28 protein-coding genes are annotated in these 20,725 nt (G+C 44.6%); all 28 read left to right on the forward strand.

Annotated elements, in window-relative coordinates; all coding sequences use genetic code 11:
* Positions 1–218 (forward strand): hypothetical protein (locus ACFO4R_RS10735; protein ID WP_465254264.1); only part of this gene is annotated, 218 nt, incomplete at its 5' end.
* Positions 218–772 (forward strand): phage protein Gp27 family protein, encoded by a 555-nt coding sequence (locus ACFO4R_RS10740; protein ID WP_379789116.1) that lies wholly within the window; start codon positions 218–220, stop codon positions 770–772. The genes ACFO4R_RS10735 and ACFO4R_RS10740, both read left to right, overlap by 1 nt.
* A 179-nt stretch (positions 773–951) precedes the next feature.
* Complete coding sequence (terL, locus tag ACFO4R_RS10745) at positions 952–2,427, forward strand: phage terminase large subunit (RefSeq protein WP_379789117.1); 1,476 nt, start codon at positions 952–954, stop codon at positions 2,425–2,427.
* A 15-nt stretch (positions 2,428–2,442) separates the two neighbouring features.
* A complete protein-coding gene (locus ACFO4R_RS10750) occupies positions 2,443–3,810 on the forward strand; it encodes a phage portal protein (protein ID WP_379789118.1) in 1,368 nt (455 codons plus the stop codon).
* Positions 3,810–5,285: a minor capsid protein gene (locus tag ACFO4R_RS10755; RefSeq protein ID WP_379789119.1), complete on the forward strand. Its 1,476-nt coding sequence runs from the start codon at positions 3,810–3,812 to the stop codon at positions 5,283–5,285. The genes ACFO4R_RS10750 and ACFO4R_RS10755 overlap by 1 nt, the downstream gene beginning before the upstream one ends.
* On the forward strand, positions 5,267–5,539 hold the full coding sequence (locus ACFO4R_RS10760; RefSeq protein ID WP_379789120.1) for a hypothetical protein: 273 nt from the start codon (positions 5,267–5,269) through the stop codon (positions 5,537–5,539). Before ACFO4R_RS10755 ends, ACFO4R_RS10760 begins: the two co-directional genes overlap by 19 nt.
* Before the next feature lie 110 nt (positions 5,540–5,649).
* The gene (locus ACFO4R_RS10765) at positions 5,650–6,183 is read left to right on the forward strand and encodes a phage scaffolding protein (protein ID WP_379789122.1); all 534 of its coding nucleotides are present in this window, start codon (positions 5,650–5,652) and stop codon (positions 6,181–6,183) included.
* 34 nt (positions 6,184–6,217) lie between these two features.
* Positions 6,218–7,135 (forward strand): hypothetical protein, encoded by a 918-nt coding sequence (locus ACFO4R_RS10770; RefSeq protein ID WP_379789123.1) that lies wholly within the window; start codon positions 6,218–6,220, stop codon positions 7,133–7,135.
* A gap of 9 nt (positions 7,136–7,144) precedes the next feature.
* Positions 7,145–7,372: a Rho termination factor N-terminal domain-containing protein gene (locus ACFO4R_RS10775; protein ID WP_379789125.1), complete on the forward strand. Its 228-nt coding sequence runs from the start codon at positions 7,145–7,147 to the stop codon at positions 7,370–7,372.
* 1 nt (position 7,373) lies between these two features.
* Positions 7,374–7,745, forward strand: a complete 372-nt coding sequence (locus ACFO4R_RS10780) for a head-tail connector protein (protein ID WP_379789127.1) — start codon at positions 7,374–7,376, stop codon at positions 7,743–7,745.
* Positions 7,721–8,080 (forward strand): hypothetical protein, encoded by a 360-nt coding sequence (locus tag ACFO4R_RS10785; protein WP_379789129.1) that lies wholly within the window; start codon positions 7,721–7,723, stop codon positions 8,078–8,080. Before ACFO4R_RS10780 ends, ACFO4R_RS10785 begins: the two co-directional genes overlap by 25 nt.
* On the forward strand, positions 8,062–8,484 hold the full coding sequence (locus tag ACFO4R_RS10790; protein ID WP_379789131.1) for an HK97 gp10 family phage protein: 423 nt from the start codon (positions 8,062–8,064) through the stop codon (positions 8,482–8,484). Before ACFO4R_RS10785 ends, ACFO4R_RS10790 begins: the two co-directional genes overlap by 19 nt.
* A complete protein-coding gene (locus ACFO4R_RS10795; RefSeq protein WP_379789133.1) occupies positions 8,481–8,885 on the forward strand; it encodes a phage tail terminator family protein in 405 nt (134 codons plus the stop codon). The genes ACFO4R_RS10790 and ACFO4R_RS10795 overlap by 4 nt, the downstream gene beginning before the upstream one ends.
* Positions 8,882–9,064: a hypothetical protein gene (locus ACFO4R_RS10800; RefSeq protein WP_379789134.1), complete on the forward strand. Its 183-nt coding sequence runs from the start codon at positions 8,882–8,884 to the stop codon at positions 9,062–9,064. The genes ACFO4R_RS10795 and ACFO4R_RS10800 overlap by 4 nt, the downstream gene beginning before the upstream one ends.
* The gene (locus ACFO4R_RS10805) at positions 9,065–10,408 is read left to right on the forward strand and encodes a phage tail sheath subtilisin-like domain-containing protein (protein ID WP_379789135.1); all 1,344 of its coding nucleotides are present in this window, start codon (positions 9,065–9,067) and stop codon (positions 10,406–10,408) included. It abuts the gene before it with no gap.
* 9 nt (positions 10,409–10,417) lie between these two features.
* On the forward strand, positions 10,418–10,891 hold the full coding sequence (locus ACFO4R_RS10810; protein ID WP_379789138.1) for a phage tail tube protein: 474 nt from the start codon (positions 10,418–10,420) through the stop codon (positions 10,889–10,891).
* The gene (locus ACFO4R_RS10815; protein ID WP_379789139.1) at positions 10,891–11,301 is read left to right on the forward strand and encodes a phage tail assembly chaperone; all 411 of its coding nucleotides are present in this window, start codon (positions 10,891–10,893) and stop codon (positions 11,299–11,301) included. Before ACFO4R_RS10810 ends, ACFO4R_RS10815 begins: the two co-directional genes overlap by 1 nt.
* A 167-nt stretch (positions 11,302–11,468) precedes the next feature.
* Positions 11,469–13,514 carry a tape measure protein gene (locus ACFO4R_RS10820; protein WP_379789141.1) on the forward strand — a complete coding sequence of 682 codons (2,046 nt, stop codon included), beginning with the start codon at positions 11,469–11,471 and terminating at the stop codon, positions 13,512–13,514.
* Complete coding sequence (locus ACFO4R_RS10825; RefSeq protein WP_379789142.1) at positions 13,507–14,040, forward strand: hypothetical protein; 534 nt, start codon at positions 13,507–13,509, stop codon at positions 14,038–14,040. The genes ACFO4R_RS10820 and ACFO4R_RS10825 overlap by 8 nt, the downstream gene beginning before the upstream one ends.
* Before the next feature lie 5 nt (positions 14,041–14,045).
* Entirely contained in the window at positions 14,046–15,458 is a 1,413-nt protein-coding gene (locus ACFO4R_RS10830; RefSeq protein WP_379789144.1) for a C40 family peptidase, read from the forward strand.
* Positions 15,459–15,869 (forward strand): hypothetical protein, encoded by a 411-nt coding sequence (locus tag ACFO4R_RS10835; protein ID WP_379789146.1) that lies wholly within the window; start codon positions 15,459–15,461, stop codon positions 15,867–15,869. It abuts the gene before it with no gap.
* A 15-nt stretch (positions 15,870–15,884) separates the two neighbouring features.
* Positions 15,885–16,328, forward strand: a complete 444-nt coding sequence (locus ACFO4R_RS10840; protein ID WP_379789148.1) for a DUF2634 domain-containing protein — start codon at positions 15,885–15,887, stop codon at positions 16,326–16,328.
* Entirely contained in the window at positions 16,321–17,367 is a 1,047-nt protein-coding gene (locus tag ACFO4R_RS10845) for a baseplate J/gp47 family protein (RefSeq protein ID WP_379789151.1), read from the forward strand. The genes ACFO4R_RS10840 and ACFO4R_RS10845 overlap by 8 nt, the downstream gene beginning before the upstream one ends.
* Entirely contained in the window at positions 17,367–17,993 is a 627-nt protein-coding gene (locus tag ACFO4R_RS10850) for a putative phage tail protein (protein ID WP_379789153.1), read from the forward strand. Before ACFO4R_RS10845 ends, ACFO4R_RS10850 begins: the two co-directional genes overlap by 1 nt.
* A gap of 11 nt (positions 17,994–18,004) precedes the next feature.
* Positions 18,005–19,057, forward strand: coding sequence for a hypothetical protein (locus ACFO4R_RS10855; protein WP_379789154.1), 1,053 nt, complete (start codon positions 18,005–18,007; stop codon positions 19,055–19,057).
* A gap of 15 nt (positions 19,058–19,072) precedes the next feature.
* Entirely contained in the window at positions 19,073–20,095 is a 1,023-nt protein-coding gene (locus tag ACFO4R_RS10860) for a hypothetical protein (protein WP_379789156.1), read from the forward strand.
* Positions 20,096–20,114: 19 nt separating this feature from the next.
* Positions 20,115–20,426, forward strand: a complete 312-nt coding sequence (locus tag ACFO4R_RS10865; protein ID WP_379789158.1) for a hypothetical protein — start codon at positions 20,115–20,117, stop codon at positions 20,424–20,426.
* Between the two features lie 79 nt (positions 20,427–20,505).
* Positions 20,506–20,703, forward strand: a complete 198-nt coding sequence (locus tag ACFO4R_RS10870) for a hypothetical protein (RefSeq protein WP_379789160.1) — start codon at positions 20,506–20,508, stop codon at positions 20,701–20,703.
* Positions 20,704–20,725 lie beyond the last annotated feature (22 nt).

Below are 20,725 nucleotides of genomic sequence, written 5' to 3' on the forward strand. Positions count from 1 at the left end.
ATGTGCTATTCAAGCAGCTTCACGAACTGGGCTATGAGATTACGAAGAAGGAGTTCGAGGCGAATATCTCCTATTTGGTCGACGATCATTTTGTCGAGCTCCAGAAATTCGGAGAAGCGAGCTTTTTTGAAACTTTGAATAACAAGTTTTATAAATTGACGACCGAGGGCGTTGACTTGGCAGAAGGGACGGTTGAAGACAAAGGGGTGTGCCTGTAATGAATCGAGCACACAGCAAAATCGACAAGCTGCCTGACGCCCTCCGTGAGGCGATCCATGACGCGATTGTGAACAAACGCATGACTTATGAGCAGATAACAGCAATGATTCACGAAGCGGGGCATAAAGATATCTCCTCGAAGTCGGTGGCGCGCTACGGCAAGAAGTTTAGCGAAAAATTAGAGAGCATTACAAGAGCAAAAGAGCAGGCGAAGGCGATTATTGAGAGCTCGGCGGGTTCAAAGCTTGATATGGCAGAAGCGAGCTCCACAATGGCATTTCAACTGTTGATGAACATGCTGGTGAACACAGAGGATGGCAAGGTCGACAAGAACGCGATTGCAGGAATGCAAGCTCTGGCGTCGTTGGAACGCTCTGCCGTCAGTCGCGAAAAACTTCGATATCAATTCAACAAGGGAGTCGATGCCGCTGCAGAAAAAATCAAGCTTGAACTGCAGGAAGTGTTAAAAACCGAACCGGAACTCCTCGGAAAGATTTTGGAAATCCTTGAAAGGGTTGAAATTCAAACAAAAGAGGAAAATTTGAAATCTTGAAAGATGGGTTTGAAAGATAAAAATTGACAAAGAAGGCAAAGGGTAAATCGAATATAGCTATAAAATGCAAAAAAATGCGGTTTATAGCGTCTTTAAAATCGGATGTAAAAATATAAGAGAAACATTTTGAAAGATAAATGAAAGGCGATGAAAGAAAATGAAAGGGGTTTTTTCTTTCTGTGAAAGATGAAACTATCAAGCGGGGTGAAAATGTGTCGATCTTGAGCGAAATCGCGGGACGAAAAATCAATAAGACGAAAGAGGAGCTCAAGAGAGAGCGGATGTTTGAAAAAGCAAGGGAAGACTTGTTTTTTTATTGCCATCTTACCGCACCCGATTTCTATAAGTTCGACCGGAAATACCTTGTTGATCTCTGTAAGGAACTGCAAGAGTTCGACTCTTCCGATGATGATGTGCTGATCATCAATGAACCGCCTCGGCACGGGAAGTCCAGAACGGCGCAAAAGTATGTCGAGTGGTCTTTTGGAAGAAATAAAACCCTTAAAGTGATGACCGGATCGTACAACGAGACGGTAGCGACACAATTCTCCAAAGGGGTACGAAATACCATTTCGGAGAAGAAGGCGGATGAGAAGCGGATCGTATATTCCGACATCTTCCCCGGGGTTGCAATCAAAGACGGAGACGGAGCGGCCAATCTGTGGAGTTTATCCGGAGCGTATGCTAACTATCTGGCGACATCCCCGACCGGAACCGCGACGGGATTCGGAGCGGATCGCCTTATTATCGACGACTTGATCAAAAACGCGGAGGAAGCAAACAACTCGGCGGTGCTAGACAAGCACTGGGAGTGGTTTACGAATACGATGCTTTCGCGTCTGGAGTCGGGCGGGAAGATTATCATTATTATGACGAGGTGGCACTCAAGAGATCTTGCGGGTCGTGCGCTCAAGGAACTTAAACGCCTCGGATATAAGGTGCGTCATGTATCGATGAAAGCCTTACAGGATGACGGTACTATGTTGTGTGAGGAAGTTCTATCGCGAAAGGAATACGAGCGAAAGACGAAGACGATGGGGCAGGACATTGCAAGCGCGAACTATCAACAACAACCGATCGATCTCAAAGGCAAGCTCTATTCCAAGTTTAAGACCTATACGACTCTGCCTCTCGACGAGGACGGAAATCTCCATTTCAAGCGAATTTTCGCATATGGAGACACTGCGGACGAAGGATCCGATTACTATGCACTCTTTATCGTCGGAGAAACGTTTGGAAAGGATGCCTATGTACTTGATGTGATCTATACGAAAGAGTCCATGGAGACAACGGAGCCGCTTACCGCGAAGAAGTTGTTTGAGAACAAGGTCAATCACGCGAAGATCGAGAGCAACAACGGAGGAAAAGGCTTTGCTCGTGCCGTACAAAGAGAACTCAAAGAAAAGTATCCGGAAAGTAAAACCGTCATCACCTGGTTCCACAACTCAAAGAACAAGGTCGCCCGGATCCTCTCCAACTCGACTTGGGTCATGGAACATGTATATTTTCCTTGGAACTGGAGAGAAAAGTGGGAAGCGTTATACGAAGACCTGAACAGCTATCAGAAGGAAGGTAAGAACGCACACGATGACGCGGCCGATGCGCTGACCGGAATTGCGGAAAACATCGGTATCAACTTGTATGAGTTTGATTAAGAGGGAGGCGGAAGCTTGGAACTGAAGAATTTGAATGACGGACAACTCGTCAAGTATATCGAGTACTGCATGGCAAACTACTCGCTGTGCCATGAAGAAATGAAGACGGGGCGGGAATACTATGAATCAAATCAGGATATCGACAACAAAAAACGACTTGCAATCGGCAAAGGCGGACGACTTCAAAGCGTGCATAATCTTCCGAACTGGAAGATCAAAGACAATCAGTATGCCAGAGCGGTGGATCAGAAAGTAAACTACTTGTTTTCCGAAAAACCGAACCTTGACTGTGACAACGAGCAAACGCTTGACTATGTAAACTCTTTGTTTGATAAGACGTTTATGAGAACGTTGAACAAAATTGCCGTCGACGCCCACAATTATGGAATAGCGTGGATGTATCTTTATACCGACGGCGAAAGTGTCAAATTTAAGCAGATCGATCCGCTCCGGGTTATTCCGATCTGGAAGGATGACAATCACGATAGCTTGGAAGCAGTGATTTTAAGAGTGAGAAAAGAAGAGTTTGAACATCTTCAAATCAAGATCAAAGAGTTTGTTCATCTCTATACATCGTCCGGGGTTAAGATATATGAGTATGAGAACGGCCGGCTTGAATATGTGAAAGACGAGGCGTATTTGAAAAAATCCGGAAAGAGTTACGGATATCAGAGCGTGCCTTTTGTATACTTTCGTCTTCCTTCCGAACTTGCTTTGATTCAAAGGGTAAAGTGTCTGCAGGATGCGTTGAACGTCCTTTTGAGCAACTACACCGATGGGATGCTCGAAAATCCGGGGAACACGATCATGGTGATCAAGAACTATGACGGGGAGGAGCTCGGGGAGTTTCGCCGAAACCTTGCGACTTACGGGGCGGTGAAAGTCAAGACGGCGGATGGAATGCAAGGTGGGGTGGAAACGCTGGAGATCAAGGTCAATGCGGAGAACTACAAGGTGATTATCGAGGTTCTGAAAAAGGCGATCGCTCAAAATGCGAGAGCGCTCTATTTAGACAACGACAGGACAACACAAGCGCCGAACTCGCTCAACATCAAAGCGATGTATTCCGATATGGAACTTGATGCGAATGCTCTTGAACTTGAGTTCTCCGCCAGTTTTGAATACCTCTTCCGGTTCGCATCGGTTGTTACCGGCTTGAATTTTGACGGATGCGAAGTTTCATTTAAGCGAAACATCATGGTCAACGATGAGTCGACCGTCGACATCATCAAGAATTCAATCGGCATCGTATCAGAGGAAACTCTGCGAGCGAACCATCCGTTTGTGACCGATCCTGCGCTTGAGGAGGATCGGATTCGGAAACAGGAAGAGGAGAAGATGAAACTCTTTGATGACTATCAAGGACTGCAAGGTGATGCGTAATGTCTTACTGGGAAGAACGAAGCTTTGAGCTGACAAAAGAGATTTTTCAAGACAGCGAAGATTATGTCAAGTTTCTCCACAAAGAGTATCAAACATCCATGAATGTTTTGAATAACGAACTTTCCAAGCATATGAATGCGATTATGAAAGAGCAGGGGATGAGCATAGAAGAAGCGAGAAAGGCGATCAAGGAGTACGAAGTGGAGGGGTTAAAAAGTTTTGTCCAAAAGGCAAAAGGTACCTTCACGCCGGAGATTGAAAAAGAGTTATCTTTTGCCTCTCGTCACGCCCGGATCTCAAGGATACAAGCGATGGAACTTGAAATTAAGGCGGCTGTGTCCTCTTTGATGGATACGGAAGAAAAGGGGCTGTTTGCCCATCTTTCGAATACATTTGAGAAGAAATATTATCATGAGCTTTATAATCTCGGACGGGTTACCGGTTATGAGCATATGTTTGGAATCAATCGGGATGAACTGCGTAACATCATCTTACATCCATGGGCTCCGGACGGGTCCGATTTTTCGCAGAGGATCTGGGGACGGGGTGATAAACTTGTTGATTCGCTAAGGCGGAATTTGACACAGAATATTATGAGAGGGCGATCCCCGGATGAGGCGATCGCCGACATTTCAAAAACGATGAACGTGTCAAGAGCGGCCGCGGGTCGCTTGGTTATGACCGAGAGTGCTGCTATCAACTCCAAAGCGACACAGGAAACCTATATACGGATGAAGATCAAAAAGTACGAAATTGTCGCAACGCTGGATTTAAGTACATCGGAGATTTGCCAGGGGCTTGATTCCAAAGTATTCGATACCGAGCATTACGCTGTCGGGGTAACTGCTCCACCTTTTCATCCGAACTGCCGAAGCACAACGGTTCCGTTTTTTGATGATGACATACAGAAAAAACTTGAAAATTCGCGGATTGCGAGAAATCCGGAGACGGGGAAAAATGAACGAATCGAAAATCTGAGTTATAAACAGTGGCGCGAGAAGTATGTGACAAACTATGAAGACAAGCAAGAATATGAAAACATCTTAAAAACTTTACAAGAAAAGACTCCTGCATTTGATGTTTTCAAAGATATGAAGTATAATAATCTTATAGAGTATGAGTCTTTGATGAAGGATCATAGTGTGATTAAAGCGATTCATAAAAATACTTCTATACTCGAAGAAAACCAAGAGAGAGCGATTTCGTTGTATTATCAATTTAAAGAAAATGGAGTGTATGCGAGCGATCACTTTGTGGAACAGTACATCCGTAGAGAATTCAAAAAAAGCGGGGTCAAAAACTTCGAATTTGAAGATATTCTTGAAATCGCGAAAAAGCCTGCCAACTATGTAGATACTTCGACTGGAAGACTTGTAAAATATTATGATGAAATAGCGCTCATCGCAGAAGACGATAAGTATGTAACAATAATAAAACGAAAGAAGGTGTCAGGAAAATGGCAAAGACTAAAATAAAACAGTTCCTCTCTGAGGTTCTTCCGGAGCTGTCAAAAATCCGCGAAGAATCCAGTGACGAACTTATGCATAAGTTGGCGGCTTGGATATTTTGGGATGACGACTTGTCGGAAGATGCAGATATTGCATACGAAGAGTTGCGAGAAGAGTTTAGTGACATCGATGAAAAGTGGGTTGATCTCACAGAGGACGAAAAAGAAGAAAAAGCGACTTATTTTTACAATGCGATCAGAGACTACGCAAAAGCACAGTAGCTATACGATATATAGCGAGGTGCTTTTTTCGTGCAATTTTTTTGACTTGGACACAGTCGTTAAACAGGTCTTTTTTTCGTGTTTCAAAAAATTTCAAGGAGGAGAAAACAATGAAGAAGGAATTTTTAAAAGAGCTTCATTTGTCTGATGAGGTGATCGAAAAAATCCTCGCGGAAAACGCGAAGGATGTGCAAGCGGAGCAGGACAAAGCCGAGCAAAAAGACAGAGAGATTGAGCTTGTAACTACGAGGTTGAAAGAAGCGAACAAGACGATCAAGTCTTACAAGGACATGGACATCGAAAAAATTCAGCAATCCGCGACCGACTGGGAGAAGAAGGCCAAGGAGCTTGAAAAAGAGAAGGCGGATTTAAAAAATGAGTATTCTCTCAAGACAGTGCTTGAAAAATCGGGAACGGTCGATCCGGATCTCTTGATGAAGATCCTCAAGCGCGAGGATCTGAAATTTCAGGAAGACAACATTATCGGGCTAGAGGAGCAGCTTTCTGCGCTCAAGCAAGACAAACCCTATCTGTTTCAAGCGGAACGGGAGGAAAACTCGAAATTTCAAACGCATGAACCGCCTGCAAACGAGGGTGGCAACGTAAGCGCGATAGAATCGCAGATTGCAAGTATTTTTCAATAAAAAAAACACTTGATTATATGAGGAGGGAAAATCCATGGCTATCAATACGATTGAATATTCGAAAGTGATGATGAAATCACTCGACCAACACGCGGTACATTTGCTAACTTCAGGCTGGATGGAGGATAATGCGGGACAGGTAATCTATACCGGGGGCAATGAGGTGAAGATCCCAACGATGGGGACGAGCGGGCTTGCAAACTATGACAGAGACAAAGGGTTTGTTCAGGGCTCGGTAAGTCTGAGATACGATACCTACAAAATGACCCAGGACCGTGGACGCGCATTCTTGCTCGACTCCATGGATGTCGATGAATCCGGATTTGTTGCAACCTCGGCGAATGTCATTAAGACCTTCCAGGAGGAGCAGGTCATTCCCGAGATCGACTCCTATCGCTATGCAACGATCGCCGCTATCGCGAAAACGGCAAATGTAGAAGAGGCGATTAACCTAACGGCGGACAATGCGCTTTCCAAACTTCGAGAGCACCTCCGAGCAGTCGCAGACGTCGTAGGAGATGACGTTCCGCTTGTTATTACCATGTCGTCCAAGACTTTGGCACTGATTGAAGACAGTCCGAAAATCGGGAAGTCAATCAACCTGGCAGAGTTCAAACAAGGCTCTTTGAATTTCAAAGTCAAGGCGATCGACGAGGATCCGATTCGTGTCGTTCCTTCGGCTCGACTAAAGACAAAGTATGACATCCTCGACGGAACAACGTCCTCTCAAGAAAAAGGGGGGTTAAAACCCGCCTCGGATGCGAAGGACATCAACTGGATCATCACGCCGAGAACGGTTCCGATCGCGATCTCCAAAACGGACAAGCTTCGCGTGTTTACCCCGGATCAGTATCAACAAGCTGATGCGTGGAAAGTAGATTACCGTAAGTATCACGATTTGTGGATCAAGAAGCAAAAACAAAACCAAATCTTTGTATGTATTACACAGTAGGAGGTTCTTATGATACTCGAACTAGGCGCTTTGCGCTATACCACAGAAAATCCGAATAGAATAGAACAACTCAGAGACCTGGGGGCTGTCGAAATCGGCAGCTCCTCGGCTGAAGAAAATCAGGAACTGTCAAAGAGAACAGTCCAAGAACTCAGAGATCTGGCAGAGAAACAAGGAGTCGAAAGATTTCAGGAAATGAAAAAAACGGAGCTTATAGCGGCATTGGCAGGTGAGTAAGATGATCGATAGGGTCAAGCTTGCCATCGAGCGTTTCGGCTATATTTTTCAAACAAACGAGGACGAACTGCTTCGATATATGATTGATACAGAAACGCAGCGACTGAAGAATGAACTCAATGACGACGAAATCCCTTCGGAACTTGAATACTTCCTCGTCGAACGGGTGGTTGCCGCCTTCTATTCTCTTAAACTCGCAACAGGCGGTTTGGGAGAAGGATTTTCGTTTGAGGAAGCGGTCAAATCGATCAAGATGGGAGACACATCGTACGATTTCGCAGATGTCGCATCTGCAAAGGATATATTCCAATCCTATATCTCTGCTCTTGGGAAGGGAGAGGATTATTTGTGCTATCGAAAGTTAAAGTGGTAAATGACAAGTTTTTTTTCACGGGACAAGCGACTCTTTATATCCGAAGATCTACACGGGATCCGGCAACGAAGATCTCAAGTCTTCGTGAAGTTGAGACCTCTTCGTTCCGCTGCCGTTTAAGCTTTAAAGAGTCGTCTACGGTCTCGGATCTCGGGGCAATGAGTTCAAAGAAAGAGCTGCTGTTATTTACGCCTCCATTGATTGAAATTGCCGAGGGATCCAAGATCGTCGTCGTTCAAGATAATGTTACGCACGAACTGAAACTTTCGGAAATTCCTTCGATCTATCAGACGCATCGGGAGTACAAAGTGGAAGAATGGGAGAAATGGCAATGATCGACATCACGCCGTTTGAGCAGTATCAAAACGACCTTCTCCGGACGATCGAGAGGCTGGATAACATTTTTATTGAGGCAATCTATGAGATTGCTGCAAGGGAACTGAGATTAGCTAAAAAAGATACTCCTGTGGGGAAGTATCCTCCAAGAAGCGGAAAAGTTGGAGGAACCCTTCGGCGAGGTTGGCATATTTCTGAAATTCAAAGGACAGAAGGCGGATATCAGATCGAGGTCTTTAATAACGTTGAATATGCACCTTATCTTGAATTCGGTCACAGAACCCGGGATGGACGAAAATGGAAACAAGGATACTTCATGTTGACGATTGCGGAGAATAAGGTTCGTAGCGTTATGGATAAAATTATTGAGCGAAAAATACAGGAGGTGTTTCGCAATCTATGAATCTTCTTCAGGCAATCGTGGATAAGCTCGCGAAGCATTATCCGGATATAAATATTTATGTAAACGATATGGAACAAGGGGTAGAGGAGCCTTGTTTTTTTGTGAAGTTCATCCACTGCCAAATCGACAAGGCTTTTTCTCGCCGATACAAAGTGAGTGTACTGTGTAATGTCGTGTACTTAAACGACAACATCGCCGCTCACGACTTGCACGCAATGGCAAGCGCTCTATCGATTTTACTCATCGATGTGGGCTGCTATGCGGAAATGGCGGATTCCGACATCAAAGACGACAGCATAAGTATGTCTTTGACGTATCACTACTTCGTTGAAAAGAAAAAAGAGGCAGAGGCGTTTATGCAGAATCATACACTGATACAGGAAAAGGAGCGAAAGAAATGAAAATAAAAAAAGAGGGAAAGGCGGACGTTTTGAAGTATTCGAAGCAGGCGCTTTTATCGTCGTCGAGTGTAGAAGGAAACAGAGATGTGCTCTCTGTCGTACTTGAGGATGATAAGGAATATACGATGGAAGAAGTAAAAAAACTTCTTGCACAATTTAACGGGAAGGAGCTGAATTAAATGGGCTACGGAGCATTGGGTGGAGGAGTATTCCTCACGCAAAACAAGACTCTTCCCGGTGCATACATCAATTATGCATCGGTAGAAAGGGCAAGTGGAGAATTCAGTGAGCGGGGATATGCAACGATCGCCTTACCACTTGACTGGGGAGCGACCGGTGAAGTGATCACGATCGAAGCTGCAGATCTCCAAATGCGCAGCCTCGAACTTCTGGGACATGAATATACAAGTGAGAAATTAAAGCCGATCCGTGAGATTATGCTCGGTGCCAAGGTGTTGTATTTGTATCGAATCAACGATACCGGAGGCGCAAAGGCAACCGCAAATGTGGGTGACAATCTTGTCGCAACCGCAAAGCATGCAGGTGTTGCAGGAAATGAGATCACAATCACGGTAGAAAATGATCCGGACAAATCCGGAGCATTTATTGTGACAACGATAATGAGGGGGAAGGTCATCGACAAGCAGTCAGTAGCGTCGATCGTTGAGCTTAAGGAAAACTCTGTTGTATCGTTTAGTACATCCTCAGAGAACGCCTTGACTGTGGTGGCGGGCGTGAAGCTGGAGTCCGGGACAAACGGCACGGCAAACGGCTCTTCACACTCGAATTATCTCGAATTGATCGAGAGATATAATTTCAACGTGATCGGATACTCCGGTGACGATGCATCGATAAAGGCCTTGTACAAGGCATTTATGGTGAGATTAAGGGAAGAGGAAGGCGTAAAGTTTCAATGCGTTGTATTATCCATGGATAAAGAGAAGGCGAATCACGAGGCTCTGATCAACGTTAAAAACAAGGCGGAAGGAGACGATGTGGGCGCCGTCGTCTATTGGGCGCTCGGACAACTTGCGGGATGTCCGGTCAATCGATCTTTGACGAATAAGAAGTATAACGGGGAGTATCAGATCAATACAAAGTATAAGTCCCGTGACGCAAAACAGGCGCTCAAGGAAGGATTTTTCTTTCTCTACGAAAAAGACAATGAGGTCCGCGTGCTTGACGACATCAATTCGTTCACAGAGTTCACAGCTCAAAAAAATGAAGATTTTTCGAAAAATCAGATCGCGCGCGTTCTGGATCAAAGAGCGATCGATGTCGCAATTATTTTTAACAAACGCCATCTGGGAAAAGTACAGAACGATGCGGACGGAAGAATTTCGTTTTGGAACGAGCTTGTAAAGCATGCCCAAACACTTGAGAAAGTCCGAGCAATCGAAAATTACGACTCGAAAGATACCGCGGTCGAAAAGGGCGATACGAAGGACAGTGTTATCGTTCATGACTATATCGCGCCGGTTCAAGCGATGGGAAAATTGTATCAGACGATTTGGGTAAGATAGGAGGACAGTATGAGTCAAGCAATCATGCATGCACAGGAGCCACTCCACGGCTCCGAAGGGAGTGCATATGTTACGATCGAAGGAAGTCGATATCTGTTTTTTCAACTGATTGACTTCGAAGCTACATTTGACAAGAAAAAAACAGAAATCGGTCGCCTTGGTTCTCGAATGGCAGGAAACCGCTCCGGGTACGGGGTTGGCAAATGGAAAGCGAAAGTATATTACAACACTGATATTCTGCGCGATGTGATGATGAAATACATCAAAGAACACAAGGATATTTATTTCGATATTCAGATTACAAATGATGATCCGAACAGTCGAGCAGGAAGACATACCGTTATTTTCAGAGACTGCAACCTCGATAGTATCGTTCTTGCCAAGCTCGATGTAAACAAAGAATTCCTAGAAGAAGACATTTCCGGAACATTTGACGGAGTCGATATGCCAGAGAAATTTAAGTTGTTGGAGGGGATGCAATAATGAGTTTAACCGCATTTTTTAAAGAAAATGTAAAGAACCCGTTTGAAGAGGTGGAGTTTGTTGTTTCCGAACGCTTTCAAGAAGGTGGAAAACCCATTCCTTGGAAGCTTCGGGCGATGAGTCCGGACAAGGGTCTTGCCGGCACCGATAAGGCTCTTGTCGTTTCTGCGGACGGTAAAAGCGATTTTAAAATTTCAGCGTATTACAAAAGTGTTGTGATCGGAAGCGTCGTGTACCCGAATTTGTACGATAAAGAGCTCCAGGACAGCTACGGGGTGCTTTCTCCCGAGGCGCTTCTTGATGCGATGCTCTCTTCGAAAGAGTTCAATCAGCTATTGAAGAAGTGCCAAGAGATCAACGGTCTTGATAAGTCTTTTGAAGAGAAGAAAGAAGTCGTAAAAAACTCATAAGGGAGGATAAGGAGACCTCCCTGGCCTATTATGTGTTCGTCTGCTCAAAATTTAACATCAGACCCACCGAGTTCATCAAGATGAATGAGGCGGAACAGGCGATGTATGTAGCAATGCTTGAACGATATTCCCAGGACATGACGAAGTAGAAAAGGAAGGAGGAAGAGATGGGCTATATTGACAGCACGATCCGACTCAGGAACGAAATGACGCCGATTTTGCAAAATGTAGTGCGGAGTATGAACTTCGTGATCAGCGCCGCGCACAACATGAACAGCGCTACCGGCAACGCATTTAATCTTGCGTCACTCCAAGCCGCACGCGAAGAGCTTGCGCAGGTCGAAACCGCACTCAACGAAGCAGCACGAGAGCAGGAAGAACTGAATCAAGAAATGGATCGCGGATCATCTTCGGCGGGAAAACTCGGAACGATGATCAAGGGGGCCGTTGCCGCCTATCTCTCCTTCCGGTCTATCAAAGGGCTTTTTGATTTATCCGACGAGATGACGGATATCCGCACGAGGATCAACTTTATCAACGACGGCCAACAGACGACCGCGGAGCTCCAAGAGCAGATCTATCAGTCTGCTTTGCGGTCAAGAGGAGAATATCAAATGACCTTGGATATTGTCGGGAAACTTGGGATGCAAGCGAAGGCCGCGTTTAAGAACAATCAGGAGACCATAGCCTTTGCGGAAAACTTGAACAAACTGTTTAAGATTTCCGGAACTTCCGCCTCGGGGATTGAGTCAGTCATGTACAACTTGACTCAGGCCATGGGTTCAGGTGTGTTGCGCGGCCAAGACTTGAACTCGGTTATGGCAAATACTCCTCAGCTGATGCAGATCGTTTCCGATTATATGGGTGTCCCGATCGGTCAGATCCGAAAGATGGCGGAAGAAGGAAAACTCTCTGCAGATGTGATCAAGAATGCTTTGCTTGGAGCCACGGGGGAGATTAATGAACAATTTGCAAATATGCCACTTACCTTCGGACAGGTGGCTATAGAGATAAAAAACCGGTTTATTCACGCTCTCGACCCTGCGCTGCAACGGCTGAATCAATTTGCGAACAGTGACGAGTTTAGAACTTTTGTCGATTATGCGATCACAGGGGTGGAGATGTTTGCCAACGCTGTCGTTGTTGCGGTAGAGTACTCCGTTCGTTTCGCAAATGTAGTCGCAGAGCACTGGGATCTTGCTTCTTCCTCCATCGTCGCAGTGGCTGCCGCTTTGCTCGTGTGGAAGTCGGCGACGGTTGCACAAAGCACGGCCCTCGCTATGATGAATATGCAACTGTCCATCTCTCCGATCGGTGCGATCGCAACTCTTGTGGGAGTGGCGGTTTTTCTGTTTATGAGATGGGCTCAAAGCGTAGGAGGTCTTGGTGTTGCATATCAAATTGTGACGGATAAGATCCAACGCTCTCTTGCAAACACTCACGTGATGACGGTCACGGCAGTAAATGCAATGATACGAAAGTATCAGGAGTTTCGTTTTGGGATCAAACAAGTCATGAACGGTGTCATTACTACGCTTTCGAACATGAAAGTCGGAGGTTTGACGATCATTCAGGACTTTATCAACGGAGCGATTTCAGCGATTAATACACTGATTGAAACCGTGAACAAAATTCCCGGGGTATCGATTGAAACTCTGGAAATGGTAACCTTCGCTACGGAGGCGAAAACCCAGGCGGAAGCGGAGAAGAAACAGAGAGACAACGAGCTGGAAACGATGAAACAAGAGTTTGTTGAAGATGCAAAACAAAGAGAGTCTTCTCTGCAACGCCTGAAAGACAACTATTATACAGAAGCGGCGCAAAGAGCTTTTGCTATTCACGATCTGAAGAACAAAAAGAAGGAAGAGGCGAAAGAACAAAGCGGCTTGGGAGACATTCCTTCTTTTTCCGAACTTCAAGGAGTAGCCGATACTGCAAAAGACATCAAGAAGGCCGCAGAAGGAACTCGAAAAAATACCGATAAGCTCTCGGATGGGATCAAAGTAAAAGAGGATGATATTTCTTATCTGAAAGAGCTTGCCGAGATGAGAGCAATTCAAAATTTCAGCTTTGACAAAATCCAGGTCGATGTATCCAACAAGTTCGGAGATGTTCACGAAACCGCTGACCTCGACGGGTGGTATGACAGTTTAACAGCGGGCTTGGAAGAGGCGATTTATTCCGCGACGGGAGGTGCGGCAACCTATGTTTAAGGGATATGATTTTTATATCGATAAATTCCTGTTACCGATTACTCCGGGGAAGATTGAGACAAAGATCGGTAGTAAAAATAAGACGATTACACTCATTAACGGCGAAGAAATGAGCCTTTTGAAGAAGCCGAAGTTGACCGAATTTGAATTTGAGTTCCGTCTGCCTTCGGAGCCGTTTCCGGGAGTAAAAGCATTTGTCCGCCCGCAGGAAGTCTTGAATCATCTTGAAAGGCTCAAGAAAGAAAACAAAATATTTCAGTTCATTATTATCCGAACGCCGTATGCGGAAAATCTCAACAATTCAATGAATAAGAGTGTGACGCTTGAGTCCTACGTGATCAACGAAGACTTCAAAAACGGCACGGATCTGATTATCGAGATCAAGCTGAAGCAATATCTGCCACTCAAGACCGAGGTCGTGATGGCGAAACTCGGCGAAAACGGGATTGTCGCAGTAAAAGAAAATCAAAAGAAACTGCAAGTGTCGCGAATGTCAACACAGGAGATGGAGAGGCGGATGAGGTGACAAGCATGAACTATAAAGTTGTGCTCGAAAATAAGGCGAGGGGAGAGGTTCAGTTTCCTCTTGTAATGGGAAGCGTAAAGGTCGCAATGAATCGCCAAGGAACGCCTACAAAACTTGAATGCGATCTTGTGCGAACGGAGGGTCTAAACTTCCAAGAAGGAAATGCCCTTGCTTTTTATGTGGAAGAAACGCTATTTTTTTATGGATATGTAATTTCAAAGAGCAGAACCTCGGAGCAGATCATCAGGATACTTTGTTATGATCAGCTCTTTTATTTTAAAAACAAAGACATCCTGCAGTACAAAGATCTTGCCTACTCGGAGCTTCTTAAAAAGATATGTGCAAAAAATCACCTTACAACAGGAGAAATTGAAGATACGAAGTTTAAGATTCCCGGAAGAATTGAAGACAACAAAGAATATCATGTGATGCTGCAATATGCGAGCGATATCACGACTGCAAAGACAGACGAGATCTATGTGTTGTTTGACGATGCGGGGAAAATAACGTTGAAGAATATCAAACAGTTGAAGGTCTCCGAGTCAATTACCTATAACAACGCCGAGGACTTCGATTATAAGTCCTCGATTGAAAAAGGAGTATATAACCGTGTCCATCTTCGACTGATTGATGAACACAAAAAAGAAATCAAGTCCTCAATGGCAGAAGATAAGAAAAACATTGCAGAGTGGGGATTATTAAACTACAGCGATATTACGACAAATAAAGACTTGAATCTCGATGCAACAGCCAAGGAACTTTTAAGGGTCTTAAATCGAAAACATCGGGAACTCAAGATTAAAAATGCGATCGGAAACCTCAAGGTCCGCGCAGGATCTCTCGTACCGGTGCACTTCCCGGAGATCGGAGAGATCTCCGTGCAAACCCTTATGATGGTAAATGCGGTCGTTCATACTTTTGAAGAAAATCATCATAGCATGGACCTCGAGGTCGTGAATGCGGATATTCAACCGAGTATTACACCTAAAACTCTAGGAGGCTCGAATAGATCCGGATCCCAAGCGGTGGCTAAAGCGGGTACGGCTGCTTCGGTAGCTCTTCAATACATGAAGAAACACATCGGAGCACCCTACTCACAGAACGGAACCCTTCGCAGGACAACACATTTTGACTGCTCGTCCGCAGTTATGAGAGCTTACCAGGATGCCGGAGTTCTTCCGAGAAAAAACTACAACTTAACGACGGCGTCAATCTTGAATGACAAGCACTTCTATGAGATCAACCGCAACCAATTACAACCGGGGGACATCTGCTGGAGGAAGGGACATATGGAGCTTTATGCTGGAGGAGATAAGACGATCGGGGCACACAGCAATTCTGTTCCGCTCGGATATTCGACATTGAAGCGTTCCAAACCGTTTACGAGATTCTTCAGAGTAAAAACAAAGGAGAAGTAAATGAATGCACACAAACTGAAGAGTCTTATGACTCAGGTAACAAAAAAATACGTAGAGAGCCTGTCGTTTAGTACGGTTTTTCAAGCGACATTGACCGCTTTGTCGCCACTTACTTTTATGAGAAGTGACTCTATTGAGCTCTCCGGATCGGCTCTTATCGTACCGAAACGTCGAAGATTTACCGAAGCGGACCTCGACAAATCATTTGTCTTTATGAGCAATCACGAAGGACAAGTGTTTTATTACCTGTATGAAGCAGCGATGCCAGGAGAAAATGGAGAAGAGTTTCACCTTAAAGGCGAACTTGTGAATGGGAGATTAACAGGAACTTGCACCGTCGGAGGCGAAACCGGAACCGTTGAGGTCACTGGCGGCGAATTCGCAGATGTAAAAGTAGATTCTTTGATATAGAAAGGAGGGGGTTCGATGATCCCGGAGGGCGATGAGCTTAATTTGATGATGCGCGAAGGAATTTCGGTTGAAATCGCACCGTCTTCGACTTATCGCTTGCATCTTGCGAGCAATCGAGTATATGAAACGATCGACAAAAAAGAAGCTTTGAAACAGGCGATTTTCAAAGAACTGAGCACGAAAAAAAACAATCACCTGATTTATCCGAACTACGGTATCGACATCTCGGACCTTTTCGGACAGCCGAAAGAACTCGCCTATGTGGAGCTGACGCGCCGAATCGAGGAGTGTTTACTAAAAGATGATCGCGTTTTATCCGTAACGGAGTTCTTTTTTTCGAATGAGGACACACGAGGGAATGAACTCAAAATATCCTTTACTGTAAACTCTATCTTCGGACATTTGGATATATCAAACACATGGAACTTTGACTACGATTGGGGGGATATCAATGAATGATGTATTTGAACAATACAAGGCTGATTTTCTTCTTGAGAGAATGCTTTCGAGAGTTTCGGACAGCATTGACAAGCGAGAAGGAAGCGTTATTTATGATGCGCTCTCCCCTTCTGCGGTGGAGATGGACATTTTATATCAAGAACTTGCGTTCGTGCTGAAAAATGCCTTTGCGACTACTGCGGATCGGCTTGGACTCGAACGGATCGCGGCGGCAGTTGGAATGAGCATCTATCCGGCAACTCCGGCGGTCGTGAAGGCGGAGTTTAATCTTCAAATCCCTCTAGGAAGCAAGTTTTATATTGAACAAGTAGAATTTACTGCGAGATCTTTTCTTGAAGAGAGTCAAAGTAAATTTTATTATGAACTTGTTTGTGATCGAGAAGGAACAGCCGGGAATATTCCTTCAGGGAAACTCCTACCTTCTCAAACAATTGAAGGATTACAGAGCGCTCTGATTGTGGCGGTCATCGAACGAGGTCAGGAAGAAGAGGAACTTGAGCACTTGAGGGAACGATACCTTTCCCGCGTGAGAGAGCCTGCGACGAGTGGAAACGTATACCATTACAAAAAATGGGCTTTTGAAGTGCCGGGCGTCGGAGCAGTCAAGGTGTTTCCTTTAAACTCCGGACCCGGAACGGTAAAACTTGTGTTTGTAAATGACAAGTTTCAAACACCTGGAAAGGAGTTAATTGAGACGGTAAGGGCTCATGTTGATGCCAACAGGCCGATCGGGGCAACGGTCGAAGTGGTGGGAGCAACAAGCAATTCCATCTCTGTATCCGTAAAGGTAAAAACGTTACAAGGAACCACGTTGTCAAAAATTCAAAATGAATTTTCAAGTGCTTTGAAAGAGTATTTCAAGAGCATTTCCTTCAAGGCGGATTATGTGTCGATCGCGAAGGTGGGGAATGTATTGCTCAATGTTCCAGGAGTGCTTGACTATCAAGAATTAAAGTTAAATTCTTCAACAGAGAACGTTGTGCTCTCTGCTGAAGAGATTCCCATTCTCTCCTCTGTAAGTGTCGAGGTGATGAAGTAATGAGACCGAACTACTCAAAAATAGCCTATGGAGTATCTTTTTATGCAGAAAACAAAAAGAAGGAAATAGAGCAGCAACAATGTTTTACCGATCTGCTGCGATATTTGCCGGGATACTGGCACATCATCAAAGAGATGATTATTCTACAGAGAGAACTGGGGGCGGAGGTTGGAGCCCTGCACTGTCATTTAAAAGACTTGTTTGACCAGTTCTTTGTTGATAAGGCAACTTGGGGGCTATCCCTATGGGAAGAGGAGCTCGGTCTTGATGTGAATCCTAACCGGAATTATGAAGCAAGGCGGGAGTTGATCAAAGCGAAACTTCGGGGTGCTGCGACCACTACGAGCGAGATGATCCGAATTGTTGCTCGCTCGTTTTCGGGTGGAGAGGTCGAAGTTGTCGAACATAACGATCGCTATACTTTTGAGATAAAATTTGTAGGAGTAAAAGGAATCCCGCGGAATATGAATTCTTTCAAGGGGGCTATTGAGGAGATCAAACCGGCACACCTCGCTGTCGAATATTCCTACACTTACACCGTATGGAAGGAAGTCAAGAGGAAAACCTGGAGCGAATTGTTCAACACCCGAAAAGTTTGGGCCGATATTAAAAACAACGATCTGTAGGAGGTGGACGAGTGACTGTATTTTATGAAAAGTTAAATGTCAAGGAAAACAAGGAACTGTATCAAATCGAGGAAGAGATTACTATGCAGTCGGGAAGATACGAGGGTTTTCTTCAGCACGACAATGCAATCGAGTCCTCGATTGCTCTATACACGGGCAAAAAACTGACGGGAGAGAAGATCGAGAACTTCGTGTTGTCCATCGACGAGAACTATCCATGGAGGACATTTATCCGAGTTTCATCTGCACATGAAAAATTGTATTTGTCTTACGAGACAATCGGTGATGTTATCGAAGCTGACGATATTAATGAACTCCAAAAGGCAGTTATGAAATTGGAGAGGGATATGGTTTCTGTCGATACATCCGCCTTTGTTACGAGCGAGGAATTCAACCGTTTAAAGCAATCATCGCTTGAGTCTAAGACTGCCCATATTCAAGCGATTGAAGAAAAAAACGGGCAGACTTCCGGGTTGACAACGTCCAGCTCGTGGCGGGACATTTTGTATTTTTGGAATAATGTCGTATCGGGTGGATCCGGATCCGGAGGACTTAATTTTGCATCGCTATTTTTCAAAATGGTTACATTCGAAAAATCGTTCTGGAACGCAGGGTTTCAACCTTCAAAGTTGACGGTGTCGGAATTGAGTTTGAAGCTTAAAAACGTGAGGTTACAAGAGATTCCGATACGCAGTGGAATTGAAACGTTGAACATAAGCACAACATCAAAAATGATCCTGCTTATCTTTAAACAAACCGACGGATACACCTCTTCTCAAGGAGTTTCTCTTGAAAGGTTGCAAACGGGAGGTGGAGAAAAGTTCCAAATCGCAAAACTTGCGATTGGAGACTATGAGGTCGATTTCAACAAACCGAACAAAACAAGATTAATTACTGAACACATGAATGAAATTGGAGAATACAACAACTTAAGTATGAGAGTTTCGGCAAAACAGTTCCTTTATATTTTTCCGGAGACAACACCCGTGACACTTAAAGGACAGGTCTCCTGGACAAAGACAGAGGGAAAACTCCTAATTTTTGAAACAGACGGATTTCTTTAAAAGCGAGGTGAGAAGATGAAGCTAACACAGAGCTTAAAATTGAAAAAACCGGATTACGAGGATATTGCGGATATCGAACAGCTCAATGAAAACATGGACATTTTAGATCGAGAGGTGAGCAAAAAGGCGAGCAACTCAGAGGTTGAGCTTAAGCTCAACGAAAAGGCGCCCGCAGATCACGCTCATACCGAATATTTGCAAAAAACGGCGCGAACTCAAGAACTTGAAACGCTCGAAGCGTTGATTGACAAAAAAGCCGCAGCCGCATCCATTTATTCTAAAAGTGATATCGATCGCATGCTTAGAGAACTCAAAGCGCAGGGCATTACGGCGGAGCAGGTGGCTCAGCTTATTACCGCTCAACAGATCCTTCAGAAATTGAAGAAAGTACACGGCCCAGGGTCAGGATTAGAAGCGGCGTCAGTCAGATGGACCGGAGTGACAGAAAAACCGTCCTCGTTTCCGCCCACGACTCATACCCACGACTACTTGGGTCGGACGGCAAAGGCGGCAGACAGCGAGTTGTTGGACGGACACGACAGCACATATTTCGCTACGGCCACAAGGGTGGAACAGCTTTTTCAATTGTCGGCTAATGGTAAACAAGCCCACATTAGTCGAATTAATTCTTTATTAGGCTACAACAGCGGGCTTACAACAAATAACTCTTGGGGCGACATCAACTGGTGGTGGGAAAACAAAGTGCTACCACACAAAGAAGTCGTTTCGATTTCCCAAACAACAGCAGATGGAGCAACATGGAAGGGCCATATATTTAACGTGCAGTGCAGTTCCTCTCAAAAGAGTTGGAGCACTCCGTTGTCGAAAATGTATGCCGTGATTATTGACAAGAAAGTAATTCCGATTATCACGGGTGAGGGGATCTCTGCCGCAACAGAAGTGGTTGTCGGGCAAAATGTTTTCAGCGTGTACATTGACACTGACTCGTTCAGTTCGACTCTGTACTTCCTGTATAAAACGGGAATTGTAACAAGCTGGACGACAATTCCTGTGCCGGCGAAAGTGTTGAAATTATAAAACGGAGGGAGACAAAACTATGAAGATTTTAATTACAAGCATGACATCTGAAAAAGGGAAGAGTGTAGTTCAATCTCAAATCTTACCGAAGGAAACCGAAAATATTCTGCATGAAGTGATTGAAGTCGCTGAAATTGAAGAAAAAGAAGGCTACTTTAAGGAGCTTGTATATGACAATAAGATGAAAAAATATAAGTTTGAGTACAAGGAGATCCCGAAAACTTCTGATCAAGAACAAGAAGAAAGAATCAAAGTTCTTGAAAAAGCACTCGCAGAGGCACTTAAAGACAAAAAAGAGGATATTATCAGCGAAGAACTCGGGGGTCTATAAAAAGATATTAAACTGCTTTGAAAGGGGTTTGATATAAATGCTAATTCGATTTTTTAAAATAATGATGGAGGTAATTCAAATGGCAAAAAAACCTAAAAGTGAACTATCTGGAAGACTTCAGTTACTAATCAACCAGGATGCGCTCGAGATTGCTTTAAAAGCGATAACTATCGATGATACGGTCAATCATGCCGTATATAGAGAGTATGTTCTTGAGGAGTGTGAGCACACCTATCGGTGTGATGGCTTCGGAAATCCACTACCGGAAAATCCATAAAAAAATAGCAAAAAAAGAGCAG

It is taken from the genome of Filifactor villosus, assembly GCF_042652965.1.
GTDB lineage: Bacteria > Bacillota > Clostridia > Peptostreptococcales > Filifactoraceae > Filifactor > Filifactor villosus.